The 16,965-nt window shown below is 43.2% G+C and carries 10 protein-coding genes; 8 read left to right on the top strand and 2 right to left on the bottom strand.

The annotated features are described in order from the left end of the window. The first annotated feature begins 261 nt into the window (after positions 1-261). From BHV83_RS20750 to BHV83_RS20725, 6 genes are all read left to right on the top strand, one after another. Positions 262-3,426, top strand: a complete 3,165-nt coding sequence (locus BHV83_RS20750; RefSeq protein WP_493711137.1) for a SusC/RagA family TonB-linked outer membrane protein — start codon at positions 262-264, stop codon at positions 3,424-3,426. An 18-nt stretch (positions 3,427-3,444) separates the two neighbouring features. After that, positions 3,445-5,238 carry a RagB/SusD family nutrient uptake outer membrane protein gene (locus BHV83_RS20745; RefSeq protein ID WP_075967671.1) on the top strand — a complete coding sequence of 598 codons (1,794 nt, stop codon included), beginning with the start codon at positions 3,445-3,447 and terminating at the stop codon, positions 5,236-5,238. 111 nt (positions 5,239-5,349) lie between these two features. Then, positions 5,350-6,240, top strand: a complete 891-nt coding sequence (locus BHV83_RS20740) for a sugar phosphate isomerase/epimerase family protein (protein ID WP_005648743.1) — start codon at positions 5,350-5,352, stop codon at positions 6,238-6,240. 69 nt (positions 6,241-6,309) lie between these two features. Further along, entirely contained in the window at positions 6,310-7,566 is a 1,257-nt protein-coding gene (locus tag BHV83_RS20735; protein WP_005635160.1) for a Gfo/Idh/MocA family oxidoreductase, read from the top strand. A 52-nt stretch (positions 7,567-7,618) separates the two neighbouring features. Next, positions 7,619-11,071, top strand: coding sequence for a DUF1080 domain-containing protein (locus BHV83_RS20730; RefSeq protein WP_122205828.1), 3,453 nt, complete (start codon positions 7,619-7,621; stop codon positions 11,069-11,071). 141 nt (positions 11,072-11,212) lie between these two features. Further along, positions 11,213-13,609 carry a sensor histidine kinase gene (locus BHV83_RS20725; RefSeq protein WP_227226269.1) on the top strand — a complete coding sequence of 799 codons (2,397 nt, stop codon included), beginning with the start codon at positions 11,213-11,215 and terminating at the stop codon, positions 13,607-13,609. 9 nt (positions 13,610-13,618) lie between these two features. On the opposite strand, the gene upp is transcribed toward BHV83_RS20725, so the two are convergent. Continuing rightward, positions 13,619-14,272, bottom strand: coding sequence for a uracil phosphoribosyltransferase (gene upp, locus BHV83_RS20720; protein WP_005635155.1), 654 nt, complete (start codon positions 14,270-14,272; stop codon positions 13,619-13,621). A gap of 106 nt (positions 14,273-14,378) precedes the next feature. Beyond that, complete coding sequence (locus BHV83_RS20715; RefSeq protein ID WP_005635153.1) at positions 14,379-14,669, bottom strand: HU family DNA-binding protein; 291 nt, start codon at positions 14,667-14,669, stop codon at positions 14,379-14,381. 253 nt (positions 14,670-14,922) lie between these two features. Here BHV83_RS20715 and murB point away from each other — a divergent pair, with 253 nt between their 5' ends. Both murB and BHV83_RS20705 read left to right on the top strand, forming a co-directional pair. After that, positions 14,923-15,936, top strand: coding sequence for a UDP-N-acetylmuramate dehydrogenase (gene murB / locus BHV83_RS20710; protein ID WP_046451806.1), 1,014 nt, complete (start codon positions 14,923-14,925; stop codon positions 15,934-15,936). Beyond that, the gene (locus tag BHV83_RS20705; RefSeq protein ID WP_122205827.1) at positions 15,937-16,722 is read left to right on the top strand and encodes an MBL fold metallo-hydrolase; all 786 of its coding nucleotides are present in this window, start codon (positions 15,937-15,939) and stop codon (positions 16,720-16,722) included. Positions 16,723-16,965: the final 243 nt, after the last annotated feature.

The following is a 16,965-nucleotide window of genomic DNA, read 5'->3' as shown; positions in this document are numbered from 1 at the left end:
ATTCTTTGTATGTGAATCTGGAACTGGCCTTGAATCAAACGACAGTCGGTACCGTCATACGAAGTATTAGTGAACAAACTGGGTATGAATTTTCTTATGATGAGACTTTATTAAATAAGAAAATCTCCAATTAAAAATGAACATATAGAAAATGTTCTGAAAGAGGTATTTAAGAATACAGGGATCTCTTATAAAATAGTAAATAATCGTGTATTTCTGAAGGATGATAATTCTCAAAGGAGTGTTCATTCCGAACCTGTTGTGACAGCACTCCAACAGCAGAAGAAAAAAATATCAGGTGTTATTGTCGACGATACCGGTTTGCCGGTCATTGGTGCGAATATTGTCCTGAAAGGTGGGGCTGGAGTCGGTACGATAACGAATATTGACGGAGAATTTACATTGGAAGAGATTCCGGATGGAGCTACTTTGCTTATCTCTTATATCGGATATTTGGATCAGGAAATTTTAGTGACGAAAGATAAAAATACATACCAGATCACCTTGCATGAAGATACTCAGAAATTGGACGAGGTTGTTGTGGTTGGGTACGGTGTGCAGAAAAAAGTAAATATGACAGGATCCATTTCGAATGTGAAGTCGGAAGAACTGTCGGTGATTCCTAATACTAACTTGTCCAATTCATTGGCTGGACGTGCTCCTGGAGCAACTATTACCGGTAATTCTGGTCTGATGGGAGCTTCTTCTGAGATCCGTATGCGTGGTGGATTCGGCGATCCGTTGTTCGTTATCGATGGTGTTATCCGTGATAAAGAGGCTTTTGATAATTTGGAACCGTATGAAATAGATCAGATGAGCTTCCTGAAAGATGCCGCGTCCGCTTCTATTTATGGATCGGCAGCTGGTAATGGGGTTGTGTTGGTCACGACAAAAGGAGGTGTTAAGAATCAGAAACCTGTGTTTAATTATCAGGGATCCTATGCTTTTAGCAAACCTACCCAAGAACTGTTTGCGGATAGATGGACGGCTATTGATGATTTGGATTACCAAAATGCTGTAGCCCGTTTTCAAGGCACTAAAGAGCCGAACGGTGAGGCGGAATATGCTTACTTCCGTGACAACAACATCAATTATAATGTAAACGATTATATTTGGCAGAATCCTTGGAACACAAAACATTCTTTGAGTGTGACAGGCGGAAGCGAGAAAGTGCAATATTATGTAATGGGGTCTTTCTTGGCAGAAGAAGGCTCTTATGTATCGTTGGAAAATAAGAAATTTTCTTTGCGCTCGAATTTAACGGTAGAATTGAGCAAATACATCAAGATGAATGTCAATTTGGATGCAAATCAGTCTAATGACAAGCGTTTCTATTGGCCATTCTCGGATGACGACGATCAGGCTGTGTATGATTTATACCGTTGTACATTCAATGCAATGAAGACAACGCCGTTCTACTCTAATTTGGACGGGACACCTTCTGCTACAATTACAGATTATCCGATTTATCAGGATTATGGTTCATGGCAAGGGTGGAATCCTGTAGATCAGGTTGTCGGTAACCGTTATCTGAAAACTCGTCGGCGCAATATGAATGGGATCGTTTCGTTCGATTTTAACTTGGATTTCATTACGAAAGGCTTGAGTACGAAGATCATGGGGAGCTATATTGGACATGACTACAATCGGAAACGTTTCATGACTTTCCAGAAGAACTACAAATTTCAGCAGGCAGATCCTGAAGGAAATCGTTTCTTGCCGGCTCCTTTAAATTTGAATGAGTTCAATACGTTCAACTTCTCTCAAAATTATGAAAACTTGGATTATCGTGCTAAACAATTGTGGACCGAGCAGTTCAATTGGTTTGTGAACTATGCCAATACATTTGGTAAACATGATGTTAACGCGATGGTTGTATTCGAACAGGCTTCTAACGGGGGGGAATGGATACAGGCTAAAGGGGAACAACCACTTTCCAACTTAGACCAGATGTTTAATTATTCGAGCGATGCCGAACGTCGTTGGGGTGACGCTGAAGAATATACCGGTGGACGTCTTTCATGGATTGGTCGTTTTAATTATACATTCGATCAAAAATATATAGCCGAGTTCTCTTTCCGTTATGATGGTAACACATTGTTCCCCGATGGGCATCGTTGGGGTTTTTTCCCTTCTGTATCGGCTGCATGGCGTTTAAGTGAAGAATCTTTTATGGAAAATACGACCGATTGGTTGAGTAATTTAAAGCTGCGTGCATCGTATGGAACAACAGGTAATGACTTGGATGTGAATGATGAAGAAATAGCAGCATTCTCTTATCTACAGAAATATAATAAGGGGGGAAATTATGTGTTTGGTAACAATTTAGCTAATACGATTACGCCTGGTGCTACGCCGAACTTGGCTTTAACATGGGCTACATCTAAGACTGTTAATGGTGGTTTGGATTTCGGTTTCTTCAATAACCGACTATCTGGTACAGTCGATGCATTCTATCGTAAAGAAACCGATATTTTGGGAGCACGCACCGTGACAATCCCTAATACATATGGGCAAACATTAGCTCCAGAAAACTACGCTGAACGTTCTTGGCGAGGAGGTGAAATCGCTCTGACTTGGATGGATAAGGCTGCTAATGGTGAGATCGATTATTCTGCATACGTGAATTTAGGTTTTGCTCGCGACAAGTGGGATGTCTTGGATGTTTCAGCTACTTATCAGGAAGGTGGAGCGTTACATGCATTGTCACCGGTAGGAAAGGCTGACGGTATTTTGACCGGTTTGATTGCTGATCATTTGTTGACCGATCCAGCTGAAGTTGAAGCCTTGAAAGCGAAGGGGTTTAAACAGTATGGTCGTGATCCATATTTGGGTGGTATTTTGTATAAAGATACTCGTGGAGATGGTTATACGGAAGGTCCTGATGGACGTATTGATGGAAATGATGCGTATAACTTGTTGAGTGAAAATGGAACACCGCGTATTAATTATGGTTTTGGAGGTAATATTAAGTGGAAAGGTATCACGGTAGACGTGCATTTTCAGGGTGTTGGCAAATATGATCGTTTTGTCGGTGGAGTTGATGGTGGTTTCTATCAGCATGGTGGTGCCGTTCGTCCTTATTTCCCAATTTGGACAAGTGATAAAGTCTATGATCCAGATTTGAATCCGAATGGTGTTTATCCACGCATTGTAGGGAATGGTTGGTATGAATCAGGTGCAGGAAATACAAGTTACTGGATGCGTAATGGGGCATACTTGCGTTTGAAGAATTTGAATATCGGCTATGATTTGCCGAAAGCGATTCTTCGTCCGTTGGGACTTACGCACGCACAAGTATTTGCCAATGCAACAAACTTGTTCTGTATTTCGGATGTAACGGAATTTTTGGATCCGGAACAAGAATATTATGATTCCTATCCGTTGATGAGAACATTTTCTTTTGGTCTTAATTTCTCATTCTAATTTTAAATCAGAAAGAATATGAAAATGAATAAAATCAAATATGCCATAATAAGTGCAGCTTTCGTATTGGGAGGAATGGCAACCGGTTGTGATACATTAGATATTGACAACTTGAATAGTTACGATGAGTCGATGGTTTGGGATGACGTTAACTTGGCTACGGCGTATGTGAACAATCTTTATTCGGAGTGCTTTGGAAACTGGAGTGCTGGTGCAGACAATAACTCAGAACAAGTGACAGGTATGCCATGGTATTTGGGTACTATTACAGAAACAGGTAGTGCTTATAAAAAGTGGGATTACACAACGATTCGCCATATTAACGAGGCTATCAAACGTTTGGAAGAAGGTGCATTGGATAGCAAAACGGCTAATGGCTTGTTGGGCCAGGCTTATTTCATGCGTGCCTATATGTATTATTGGATGGTTTTGCATCATGGCGGTGTTCCTTATATAAAGGTTCCTCAAGACAAGGATATGGATGATTTATGTGTAAAACGTAACTCTACTCCAGAGTGTTTCCAGTTTATGGTTGAAGATTTGGATCATGCCATCACATTATTGCCTGAGAAGATTGCTGGAAGTTCTGCTGAGTACGGACGTATCGACCAGTGTTTTGCCAAAGCATGGAAAGCAAAAACTTTGTTGTTGAAAGCTTCTCCACAGTTCAATCCGAACAATCCATATGGTAATGTTTATTGGGAGGAAGCCTATGTGGCAGCAAAAGAAGCTTATGATTATTGTGTGGCTAAAGGTATCGCTTTAACTCCGAATTATTCAGATATTTGGATACAGGAACAAGGACCGGAGGTTGTTTTTCCGGTAGTGAATTCGAATCCGAATAAGACTTCAGCATGGGAGTACACGACCCGTCCTGCTTCTGTCAGCCGTGACAAATCTTATAGTAACCCGACTTGGGAGTTTGTAAAAAGTTTTCCTATGTTGGATGGAAAACAATATGATGATCCGAGTAGTAAATATTATGTTGGAGACGAACAAGCTTTACTGAAATCTTTCTGGCAGAATCGTGATCCGCGTTTCAATAATGTCTGTTTATATAATGGTCGGGAATATCCAGTGGCTGGAAAGTCTGCGAATTATAGGCAATATAATGCTTTGGGTATCAGTAGTCCTGATGATCAATATGGTGTAAATCCGAATGCACATACGAATGCCGTGAACAATGATATTTTCTCAGGTTTTTATATTTACAAAGCAGCAGATTTAACATTGACTCAGGATAAAGTGATGACGTATGATATTGATTATATCCTGATGCGTTTTGCTGAGGTGATGTTTATCTATGCCGAAGCAGCTAATGAAACCGGACATTCGGAAACTGCTGTTGAAATGTTAAAGCAGATTCGTAAACGTGCCGGAATCGAGGCTGGGAACGATGGACTTTATGGATTGAAAGTCGGTAATCGTGAAGAGATTCGTCAGGCTATTTTGGATGAACGTAATATCGAATTGTGTTTTGAAGGGCATCGTTTTTGGGACTTGCGTCGTACGCGTAATATGATGAAATTGGCTGGCTGGACTAAACATGGACTTGAAGCGATTGCTATCAACCCGGATGGTACGGATATGGATCTGAACACTGCTAGAGCCAAAATTAATAATAATGAGTTGACTACCGGTGATTTTCGTTATGTGATTCGTCAAGTACCTTATACGGAAGCAGCTGAACGTGAGTTCGTGATTGAAGAGTCTTTTTATTTTTTCCCAATTCAGAAAAGTAACATCGACCAAAATCCGAATCTCGAACAAAACAATAATTGGGGCGGAACTTTTAATCCGACAATGGAATAAATTATTACTTTTGTTTTTTCATAAATGAAGAGGGAGGCCAAAAAGACTTACAACCCTTTGGTTGTCCCTCTTTTTAATTTTCTTTATTTATAACTTAATCTATATCAGATGATGAAAACTAAATTCTCTTTATTGATTTTTGCATTGCTGTTTGTGTGTTCCGGAATGATGGCTCAGGATAAGATAACGATTGGGGTTATCCAATATGACTTGGGCGATGTAGATAAAAGCTTTAAGGATCTGCATGATCAGGGATTTGGTTCTTGTGAACTTAATTATCAGAAAAACAAGTTTACAAAAGATTTTGCTGAAAAAGTAAAGGCAGCCTCCAAGAAACATAATATAAAGGTAACAACGGTTGTCGGTGTGCCCGGAAGCCATTGTGTTTGGAATTTTCGCCAGGGACCAGCTACGATTGGTCTGGTGCCAAAAGAAGAACGGGCAGAAAAAATTAAAGTATATCATGAAATGATTGATTTCTGTGCAATGGCGGAAATTCCCGCTATGCACTCTCATTTCGGTTTTATACCGGAAGATCCCTCTTCCGAACAATATAAAGATTTTATCAAGGTCATGCAGGATTTGGCGAATTATGCCAAGCAGCGCGGTGTGATGATCTATTTTGAGACCGGACAGGAAACGCCGACGACTTTGATTCGTGCCATTAAAGACATCGCTACTGGTAATGTGTTTATCAATTGCGACCTGGCTAATTTATTGATGTACGGAAAAGCGAATTCTCTTGATGCCGTGAAGCAGTTCGGCAGCCTTATCAAGGAATTCCATGCTAAAGACGGTAGATATCCGGACCCGAACAATCCGTATGAATTGGGAGCTGAAGTACCCATTCCTACCGGAGAGGTGAATTTCCCGGCTGTCATTGCAGAACTGAAGAAGCAAGGATTTCAAGGAGCATTGACTATTGAATGCGAATTGAATGGTGCAAGACATGATTATGTGATAAAAACACGTGAATATCTGCAAGGATTATTAGATAATTAGTATATTTGTCAGATATTATTTATATTATTAAAATAATAGGTTGCTAATCTATATAAATTATAATTTACTATGAGAACAAGCAGAAGAGGTTTTCTGAAAACTCTTGGAGGGGTTGCGCTCTTTTCGATTGTGCCGCGTCACGTATTGGGAAATGGGTATATCGCTCCGAGTGATCAATTGACTAAAGGTATTATTGGTACCGGAGGGATGGGAAGAGGCCATGTCAATTATGCCGGTACACGTTTGGTTGCCGTTTGTGACGTTGATAAAAATCACCTTGAATTGGGAAAGAAACTGGTGAAGGAAAAAATAGCCGCTTATCATGATTTCCGCGATTTGATTCTGGACCCGAATGTTGATATTGTGCACATCGCCACTCCACCTCATTGGCATGGTATCATGTCTGTCGAGGCCGCTAAAGCCGGGAAAGACATCTGGTGTGAAAAGCCGATGACGCGTACGATCGGTGAAGGAAAGCGTGTGATGGAGGCCGTACAGCAATACGGACGTATGTTCCGCCTGAATACATGGTTCCGTTTTACAGACCAGTTCTATGGACTGGGCACTCCTGTCAAACCGTTGAAGAAGCTGGTGCAAAGCGGATTGTTGGGATGGCCGTTGAAGGTGACGATCAGTGCGCATACCGGTTTCAACTGGAAGTTTTTCTGGGTAGGAAAAGAATATCTCGAACCGCAACCGGTTCCGGCAGAGTTGGACTACGACATGTGGCTCGGCCCGGCTCCTTACAAGCCTTATAACCCGCATCGCGTACACCAGACTTTCCGCGGATACTGGGATTATGACGGTGGAGGGCTCGGAGACATGGGGCAGCATTACATCGACCCCGTACAATATATACTAGGTAAAGACGATACCAGTCCTATTAAAGTGGAGGTTGATGCCCCGCAACAGCATCCGGATGCTGTCGGTACTTGGCGTTCCATTACCTACACGTATGACGATGGTTGTCAGATTGTCCTTTGGGGGGGGGACTTCGGTGATCCGAATACGCCGTATATTGCCGGACCGAAGGGTAATGTTTATAAAAATTTTGTATGCGATATTCCCGATTGGGAGAGGAAACTTGCCGATTTCCCTGAACCCGAACCTCAGGTTACGGACTTTATAGAATGTGTGAAGACACGCCAGCCTTTCGCCCTGAACGAAAAGAATGGTTTCCGTTCGGCTACTATTGTCAATATGGGAGCAGTGGCTCTGCGTTTGAACCGGACGCTGAATTTCGATCCTGTAAAACTTGAATTTATTGACGACGAGGCTGCAAATCGTTTGCTGGACCAGCCGATGAGAGCACCCTGGAATATATAACGAATTGACAATTGATAATTAACAATTGACAATTACATAAATAGATAATAATATGAGAAAAGCATATATTTCAATAGCTGCCCTGTTGCTTTGCGGAAGCATGCTGATGGCGCAGACTCCGGCCAACCGTACGGCCAAAACGACCGCTGCCGATGTGTTGGCTCAGATGCCTGCGGCGAAACAAGCGGCGTACAATAAATTGATTGGTGATTTGAGTTCTACCGGCGAAGAAGGTGTTCTGATGTTGGTAAACATGATAAATGCTCCGGGCAAAGGCAGTAATGCAAATGTCGACTATGCTTTGAGCGGTCTTACGCATTATGTCATGGCGAAAGGGGAGGAGAATGCCCGGTTAGTGACTGCAAAGGCTTATCTGAAGGCTTTGGAAATGGTGAACGAGCGTGAAACAAAAGCGTTTATTATCCGCCAACTTCAGATGTTGGGGAAAGACGAATGTATAGATGTACTGGCTTCTTATCTGAACGATGAGTCGTTGAGCGGTCCCGCCGCTCGTGCGCTGGCTTCTAATGGCAGTCAAAAAGCAGGTCAGGCATTGGTTGCTGCTTTGAAGAGTCGTACCGGTTCCTCTAAAACACAAAAGGATGTGATCCGTGCGATTGCCGATGCCCGGGTGGATGGGGCTGAACCTGTTTTGTTGGTATTGCAGGGAGCGTCTGATCCGAATATGCAGAAAGAGGTATTGTATGCCTTGAGTTGTGTCGGAAGTTCTAATTCATTGCCAGTGTTAGCAAAAGCGGCCGAGAATGCCGGTTACACGATGGAAGTGACTGGTGCCAACGAAGCTTATATCGCTTTGTTGAAGCGATTGGTCCAGAGTGATCGTGATGCGGTGATGAAAGCTGCAAAGAAATTGCAGAAAGCAGCGGCTAAAGCCGGACAGGAGCAGACACGGGAAGCTGCCTTGCAAATACTTTTAGCAGCCGAGGAACCGGCTAAAGTATCTAAGATGGTTATTGCTGCCATGAAAGATCCGAGCAAGAACTACCGGAATGCGGCTTTGAGCTATGCTTCCGGTTTTGCAGATAAAGAGTTGTATATAGAACTTATGAAAATGGTTCCTAAAGCCAAACCGGAACTGAAAATAGACATCTTGAACTGGATCGGACGCGAGGCCAAGAAACCTGTCAAACATGACATTATCCAGAATCTGGAAATTCGTTTCGATCTTCCTGCCAAGCAGATCCTGTTGGAGCAGCTCGGTGATGTTAACTTTGACGTGAAGCAGGCTGCAACCTGGACATTGGTGAAGATAGGCGATAAGTCCTATATTCCTTCGTTGGCCGAATTGCTGAAGAGCAATGACAAGCAAGTCGTCCTGTTGGGACAGGATGCTTTGGCTGCCTTCCCTGGAGATATCGACGGGGCAGTGGCAAAGGCCGTCTCTTCTGCTGCTAATGCGGGAAAAATAGCTGGACTTGAGTTGTTGGCCATGCGCAAAGCTACTGCCAATATCAATACCGTACTTGATCAGATACAGATAGGCTCTCCAGAAGTGAAAGCCGCGGCTTATGTGGCTTTGAAGGATGTAGTGGGAGAACGTGATATAACCAATATGTGCGGTATGCTGGAAACGGCTGACGCATTGGCTGTTCCTCCCATGCAGCGGGCTGTTATTTCAGCATTGTCCTCTCTTCCGGTTGCCGACCGGGTCGAAACGGTGACACGTCGTATGTTGCAGGCCGGCAATAAAGATTATTTGTATTATCTGGTGTTGGCTTCTACCGGACAACCGGATGCGCTGGCGACAGTCGTGAAAGGTTTCCGTTCTAATACGGGTGTCAAAAGGGATGCAGCCTTCGAAGCCCTGTTGAACTGGAAGGGTATTGAAGTGGCGGACGAATTATATACGATCTGTAAGGAAAGCCCGTCGTCCAACTATTTTGATCCGGCTCTCACTACTTATGTGAAACTGGTTTCCAATCCGGCATTTACAGGTGAAAACCGTTTGTTAAGCTTGCGTAAGGCAATGGAAATTGCCAAAACGGATGCACAGAAGATCGCGATTTTACAACAGATTGAAAAAACCGGAACATTCTTGGGTATGCTGTATGCCGGTGAATTTCTGGATCAGAAACCTGTACAGCAGGCTGCCGCCAATGCAGTCATGAATATTGCTTTGGGTAATAAGGAGTATATGGGGGCAAATGTCCGTGCTTTGTTGAATAAGGTAATGGAGGTGCTTGACAATCCGGATGCCGGCTATCAAAAAGAAGCGATCAAGAAACATCTGGCCGAGATGCCGCAAGGCGAAGGATTCGTTTCTTTGTTTAACGGTAAGGATTTGACCGGCTGGAAAGGTTTGGTACAGAATCCGATTGCCCGTGCGAAGATGAAACCGGGACAGTTGGCCAAAGAGCAGGCGAAAGCCGATGAGGTCATGCGTAAAGGCTGGAGCGTGGAAGACGGTATGCTGATATTCAATGGCAAGGGTGACAATCTGTGCACGGAAAAACAATACGGTGATTTTGAAATGTATGTGGACTGGATGCTTGATCCGGCCGGTCCTGAAGCGGATGCCGGTATTTACTTGCGTGGTACGCCTCAGGTGCAGATATGGGATACTTCGCGTGTAAACGTAGGAGCGCAAGTCGGTTCCGGTGGATTATACAACAACCAGATGAACGAGAGCAAGCCGACGAAAGTGGCCGATAATAAGCTGGGTGAATGGAACAGCTTTTACATCAAGATGGTCGGTGACCGTGTGACAGTCGTACTGAACGGAGAGAAAGTGGTGGATGATGTGATTCTGGAAAACTATTGGGATCGCAAGCTCCCGATCTTCCCGGTCGAACAGATTGAATTGCAGGCTCATGGCAGCAAGGTTTATTACCGGAATATTTATGTAAAAGAACTCGAACGCAAGGAACCGTTCAAACTTTCAGCCGAAGAAGAGAAGGAAGGTTTTAAGGTTCTGTTTGACGGTACGAATATGCATGAATGGACAGGTAACACGGTTGATTATACCCTGGAAGACGGTTGCATTTCCATGATACCGAGCAAGAGCTATGGTGGAAACCTGTATACGAAAGACGAGTATGGCAACTTCGTGTACCGTTTCGAATTCCAGTTGACGCCGGGTGCTAATAACGGTGTCGGTATCCGTACCCCGATGGAAGGGGATGCCGCTTATGTTGGTATGGAAATCCAGATTCTGGATTGCGAACATCCGATTTATAAGGATATTACTCCTTTGCAGCATCACGGTTCCGTTTATGGAATTATCCCGGCTAAGGCGGAACATCATAGTGCGTTTAAACCTGCGGGTGAATGGAATTATGAAGAAATTGTAGCTAATGGGGATAACATCAAGGTAACGGTCAACGGGGTGGTAATCATGGAAGGCAATATCCGTGAAGCGACAAAGAACGGTACTGCCGATCATAAGGAACATCCGGGCCTGTTCAATAAGAAAGGACATATCGGTTTCTTAGGTCATGGCTCTCCTGTCAAGTTCCGTAATATTCGCATTAAAGAGTTGAAATAACGTTTTTTTATCTATAGTTAAATAGCAGCATAAGCAGAAATTAGCTTATGTTGCTATTTTTTATGATTAATGTATGTGGAAAATCCTTGAATATTAAGGAAAATAAAATTTGTTGGTTCGGTTTATTATAACGACTTTTGTATGAAGGATAATAAAGAAGTCGTATTCATGGATGTAGACCAGTATCAATTAATATTAGACAATGCTCAGGTTGGCTGGTGGAAAGCTGATTTTGAAGAAAGATGTTATATCTGTTCTGACTATTTGATTAGTCTCTTGGAGTTGGATGGTCCGAAAATATCCATAGTAGATTTCTTTTTGTTGATCCGTGGAGACTATCGGGATCGTATCGCTAACGAATTTGCTTTCTTTAAAGGTATTGGTATATACGAACAGATCTTCCCTATAAAGACTTGCTATGGTTATAGGTTCGTCCGTACAAAAATTTATAAACGTGAAAAGGCTTCCGATGGCAAGTTGACCGTATTGGGTATTTTACAGTTGATTCCTTTTAGTGAAATGGAGGAGAATAGACCTGTCGTGAATGGACAGGTTGATAGTGTTCTCAGGCATTTGGGGAGTTTGTCCCATGCCTTACATTCTTTTATCCAGACAAATGATTTGCATAAATCGATCCATTTGGCTCTTACGGAGGTTCTATTTTCGATCGATACGAAGGGGCGTGTATACATTATGGAATATGAGGATGAGAAGCAGATTGGCTGCACATATGAGGTGTGTAGTGAGGGAGTTGAGCCTGTCCGTCCGTTTTTGCAAAACATTCCGGTTGCTACGTTACCTTGGTCTACACATAAAATACGGAATTTATATCCTATCCTAATTAATAATCTGGATGAATTACCTCCTGAAGCGGTTGAGGAGAAGCGCTACCTGAAAGCGCGTCGAACCTGTTCTCTGATTTTAATTCCATTAATAATCAAAGGTGAGTCTTGGGGGTATATGGGAATCGATATAGTAGATAAGTATCGTATGTGGAGCTTGGAGGACTATCAATGGTTGTCGTCTATTTCCAATATCATTAGTATAATAACGAAGATGGCCCGTACCAATGAAGCTTTGGACCATAGTGAAAAGTTACTTCGGAATATTTATACCAACATACCGGTCGGAATAGAGTTGTATGATAAGAAGGGCTATCTGGTGGATTTGAATAATATGGATGTCGAGATATTCGGCCTTCCTTCCAAAGAGTCTGTTTTGGGGCTTAATATCTTTGAAAATCCTATGATTAATGATGAAATACGAGAAAAACTGATTAGTCGGGAGCCAGTCTCTTTTCACATGGATTATTCATTTAACACAATTGAGGACAAAGGGTTCTATCCGACAATGAAGAATGGTACGATCGATATTTTCACAAAAGTCTGCATGTTGTATGACATATATGGAGATCTGATTAATTATATGTTTATTAATCTTGATAATACAGATAAGGCGGTCGCATATAACCGTATCGAGGAGTTTGAACATTTCTTCAGTCTGGTCAGCCGTTTTGCAAAAGTTGGATATGCCAAATTTGATTTGTTGACTCGTGAAGGGTATGCTATCGACCAATGGTATCAGAATTTAGGAGAAAAAGAAGGTGTGCCGCTATTGGAAGTCATAGGTGTTTATAGCCAGATCCATCCTGAAGACCGGAAGGTTATGTTTAATTTCTTTGAACAGGTAAAAAAAGGACAGTGTGATAGTATTCGGCGGGAATTAAGGGTGAAGTATGGAGAAGGTTGGCATTGGACTCGTGTGAATGTAATGCGGAACACCCAGTCGACTAATCCGGACAGACTTGAAATGATCTGTGTGAATTATGATATAACCGAACTGAAGGAAACGCAGAAGCAGCGTGAGAAAGCCGAAGAACTCGACCGTTTGAAATCTGCATTCCTTGCCAATATGAGCCATGAGATCCGGACTCCGCTGAATGCCATTGTCGGTTTTTCCACGTTGTTGGTCGATACGGACGATCCGGAGGAAAAGAAGCAGTTTGTCGAGATTATCCAAAAAAACAATGAACTGTTGTTACAGTTGATCTCCGATGTGCTGGATCTGGCGAAGATAGAATCTGGTATAATCGAATTGAAACTTGTCGAGGTCGACTTGCGGGAGCTATGTAAAGAACTGGTCGTTTCGATTCGTATCAAAGTACCGGCTGAAGTCGCGCTCTGTGTGGTTCCGGACTTGCCTTCCTATATCATGCGTTGTGATAAGGTGAGGCTGACACAGATCATATCCAACTTTATTAATAATGCCATCAAACACACCAGCAAAGGAACGATCCTGCTTGGTTACGAGATACGCTGGGATGAGATTGAGTTTTCTGTGACGGATACCGGTGACGGTATGTCGCCGGAAGTGCAGCGACATGTATTCGACCGTTTCTATAAAGGAAACAGTTTCAAGCAGGGGACAGGTTTGGGGCTCTCGATCTGTAAGAGCATAATAGAACAGGTTGGCGGTAAAATCGGGGTAGAGTCCGAGATAGGGAAGGGGTCCCGTTTCTGGTTTACTTTACCCCGTTAGATTCATATCTTATTCTTTTTCACCATAGGACAAATCGCCGGCGTCTCCCAGTCCCGGAACGATGTAAGAATGATCATCTAGTTCGTCATCGACAGCCGCGACCCATATAGTCGTGATGTCGTCCGGCATTTTACGCTGGAGATATTCGATTGCCTGCTTGCTGGCAATGATGGAAGCGACATGGATATGCGCCGGGTGGCCTTTGGTGCGCAATGCTTCGTAGGCCAGTTCCATAGAACTGCCGGTTGCCAGCATCGGATCCGTTATAATCAATGTCTTGTCTGTTAATCGGGGAGATGCGATGTATTCGATATGAATATCGAAGTTCAGACGGTCCTTGTATTTCCTGTAAGCGGAAACAAATGCATTTTCCGCATTATCCAGGTAACTGAGGAAACCCTGATGGTAGGGGAGGCCGGCACGCAGGATCGTACTGATGACGACTGAATCGTCGGGAGTGTTCATTGGTGCTATCCCGAGAGGAGATTGAATACCTTTTTTGCTGTAGGTGAAATCCTTACTGATCTCGTAAGCCATGATTTCACCGATCCGCTCGATGTTACGACGGAAGCGCATACTGTCTTTTTGTATATTGACGTCGCGCAGTTCTGCGACAAACCGGTTTAACACCGAGTTTGATTCTCCAAGATTAACTATTTTCATGATTGAATTGTCATTTTTCCGGCGCCGAAATTACTCATAATTTGGACAGGTCGCAAAAAAGAAGGCAACCTTTTTCAGATTGCCTCCCTTTGTCAGGTAAAAAGTCTTACTTCTTTTCTTCGGGTTTGTTAATTGCATCCAGCAAATATTTACCCGGTTTGAATTTTACAGTCGTTCTGGCTGGAATCATAACCGGTGTTCCTGTTTTGGGGTTACGAGCTAAACGCTCTGTCTGAGGACGTGGTATCAATGTTCCGAAACCGATCAATACGATCTCCTCGTTGTGGGACATAGCTTCTGTTACGATGTCTACATAAGCCTCCAATAGTTTCTTCGCTTTTTGTTTCTGTAATCCCGATCTCTGGGCCAAGGCCTCAATCAATTCTGCTTTGTTCATGAATGTTTTTATTTAATTAATGATATTCAAGGCAAATGTACGCTTTTCATTGATATGTTGTATCTCCTTTTGCATATAAAGAAATCAGCGTTCATTTCTTATTTAACAACACGTATATGCATTTGTTACGATTTGCGAAACAAAAAATGTTAAATAACCTTTGGTCGCTATATTTGAAAGGCTTTTTTATATACCTGCTGATTGATTTGATATTTATCGTTACTTTTGTCCTGCAAAATAAAACATACGCGAAATGAGAATAGAAGAGAATTACTCGCTGGAGAAACATAATACTTTTCACCTTCCGGTGAAGGCCCGTTGGTTTATGGAATATACGAATGAAGAAGAACTGGGGCGGATCTTCCGGGACGAATATTTTCAGGAATGTTTGTCGTTGCATATCGGAAGTGGCAGTAATCTGTTGTTTATAAATGATTTTAACGGGGTTATCTTGCATTCGCAGATAAAAGGTATCTCTGTTGCGAAAGAGACAGACGATTCGGTATTGCTTCGCATTGGAGCTGCCGAGAAGTGGGACGATGTAGTCGCTTATGCCGTCTCCAAAGGTTGGGGAGGGATAGAAAATCTGTCCGGCATTCCGGGCGAAGTCGGAGCAGCCGCTGTCCAAAATATCGGGGCATACGGTACGGAAATCAAGGATGTGGTCGAGACGGTGGAGACATATAACCAGCTTTCGTTCGAGAAACGTATGTTTACAAATGAAGAATGTCTTTATAGTTATCGGGATAGTTTCTTCAAGAATGAGCATAACGACCCGCACATTGTTACTTATGTAAATATACGTTTGAGCAAAAAGCCTCGGTTTTCTGTCAATTACGGCAATTTGAAAGAGGAACTGGCTAAATATCCAAAGATAACGTTGCAAGCTGTGCGGGATGCCGTGATCTCGATCCGTCATCAAAAATTGCCTGATCCCGATGAGTTGGGAAATGCCGGAAGTTTCTTTATGAACCCGGTTATTCCGGTTGTCCATTACGAAAAGTTGAAGAGGCAATATCCGGACATGCCGTCCTATCCGGCAGGAGAGGGGAAGGTGAAGGTCCCTGCAGGCTGGTTGATCGAGCAGTGCGGTTTTAAAGGCAAGTCGCATGGTGCGGTCGGCGTATATGAAAAGCAGGCATTGGTATTGGTCAATTTGGGTGAAGCCAAAGGACACGAGATCGCACTGGTTGCCGAAAGTATTCGTACGGCTGTTCATGACCGGTTCGGTATCGAGATTATGCCTGAGGTAAAATATGTGGGATAAATGGAAATAACGTTTTTAGGGACGGGGACTTCTACCGGAGTTCCCGAAATAGGTTGTCAGTGTGAGGTGTGTACCAGTTCGGATAAACGGGATTGGCGTCTGCGTACGTCCGTACTGGTGGAGACGGATGGTAAACGGATTTTGTTGGATTGTGGCCCGGATTTCCGTTGGCAGGTGATCCGCAACAAGACGTATCGTTTGGATGCGGTCCTGATTTCGCATGAACATTACGATCATGTCGGCGGATTGGACGACCTACGCCCTTTTTGCCGTGAAAAGGGAGTGGATGTATATGCGGAAGATAATGTGGCGGAAGCTATCGAGACACGTATCCCTTATGTGTTCCGTGCCCATAAATATCCAGGAGTTCCGAACTTGGAACTTCACCGGATCGGAAACGAGCCTTTTGTGGTTGCCGGAATCCCGGTTACGCCGGTCCGGGTGATGCACGGGAAACTGCCGATTTTCGGCTATCGTATCGGTAATATGGCTTACTTGACAGATGTAAAATATCTTCCGGAAGAAGAGTATGCCAAACTGGAAGGCCTGGATGTGCTGATTCTGACAGCTCTCCGCCGGGGAGCCCACCCTACGCATGAATCGCTGGAAGAAGCCCTTGTTAATATCGAAAGGATAAAACCGAAGGAAACCTATCTGATCCACATGAGTCATCGCATTGGTCTGCATGCGGAGGTAGAGAAGGAGTTGCCGCCTCATGTCCATCTGGCCTACGACGGATTACACGTTTCTACCGCCTTGTCTCATAGTCTTTTATTTCGTAAGTAATATGATCGTTCTTGTCCCACAGTTGTAAAACGCTTGTTTCTCAATAGTCTAACAAGCGTTTTACAAATGTCAGACACTTGTTCGACATTTGGCGGAAGAAAAAGAAGCAGTTTGTTTTGTGTTAAGACTTGGGTTGTTTGGTCTTAAAGTAATCGTCTCCGCGATGCTACCTTTGCCATTTATGGGGGAGTAAATTTCTTATAGTCTCGTGATCTGTATTGGGATTTATATCAATGAGCTTAG

This window comes from Parabacteroides sp. merdae-related_45_40 (assembly GCF_001915675.1).
This window is presented reverse-complemented; position numbering and strand designations above follow the sequence as displayed.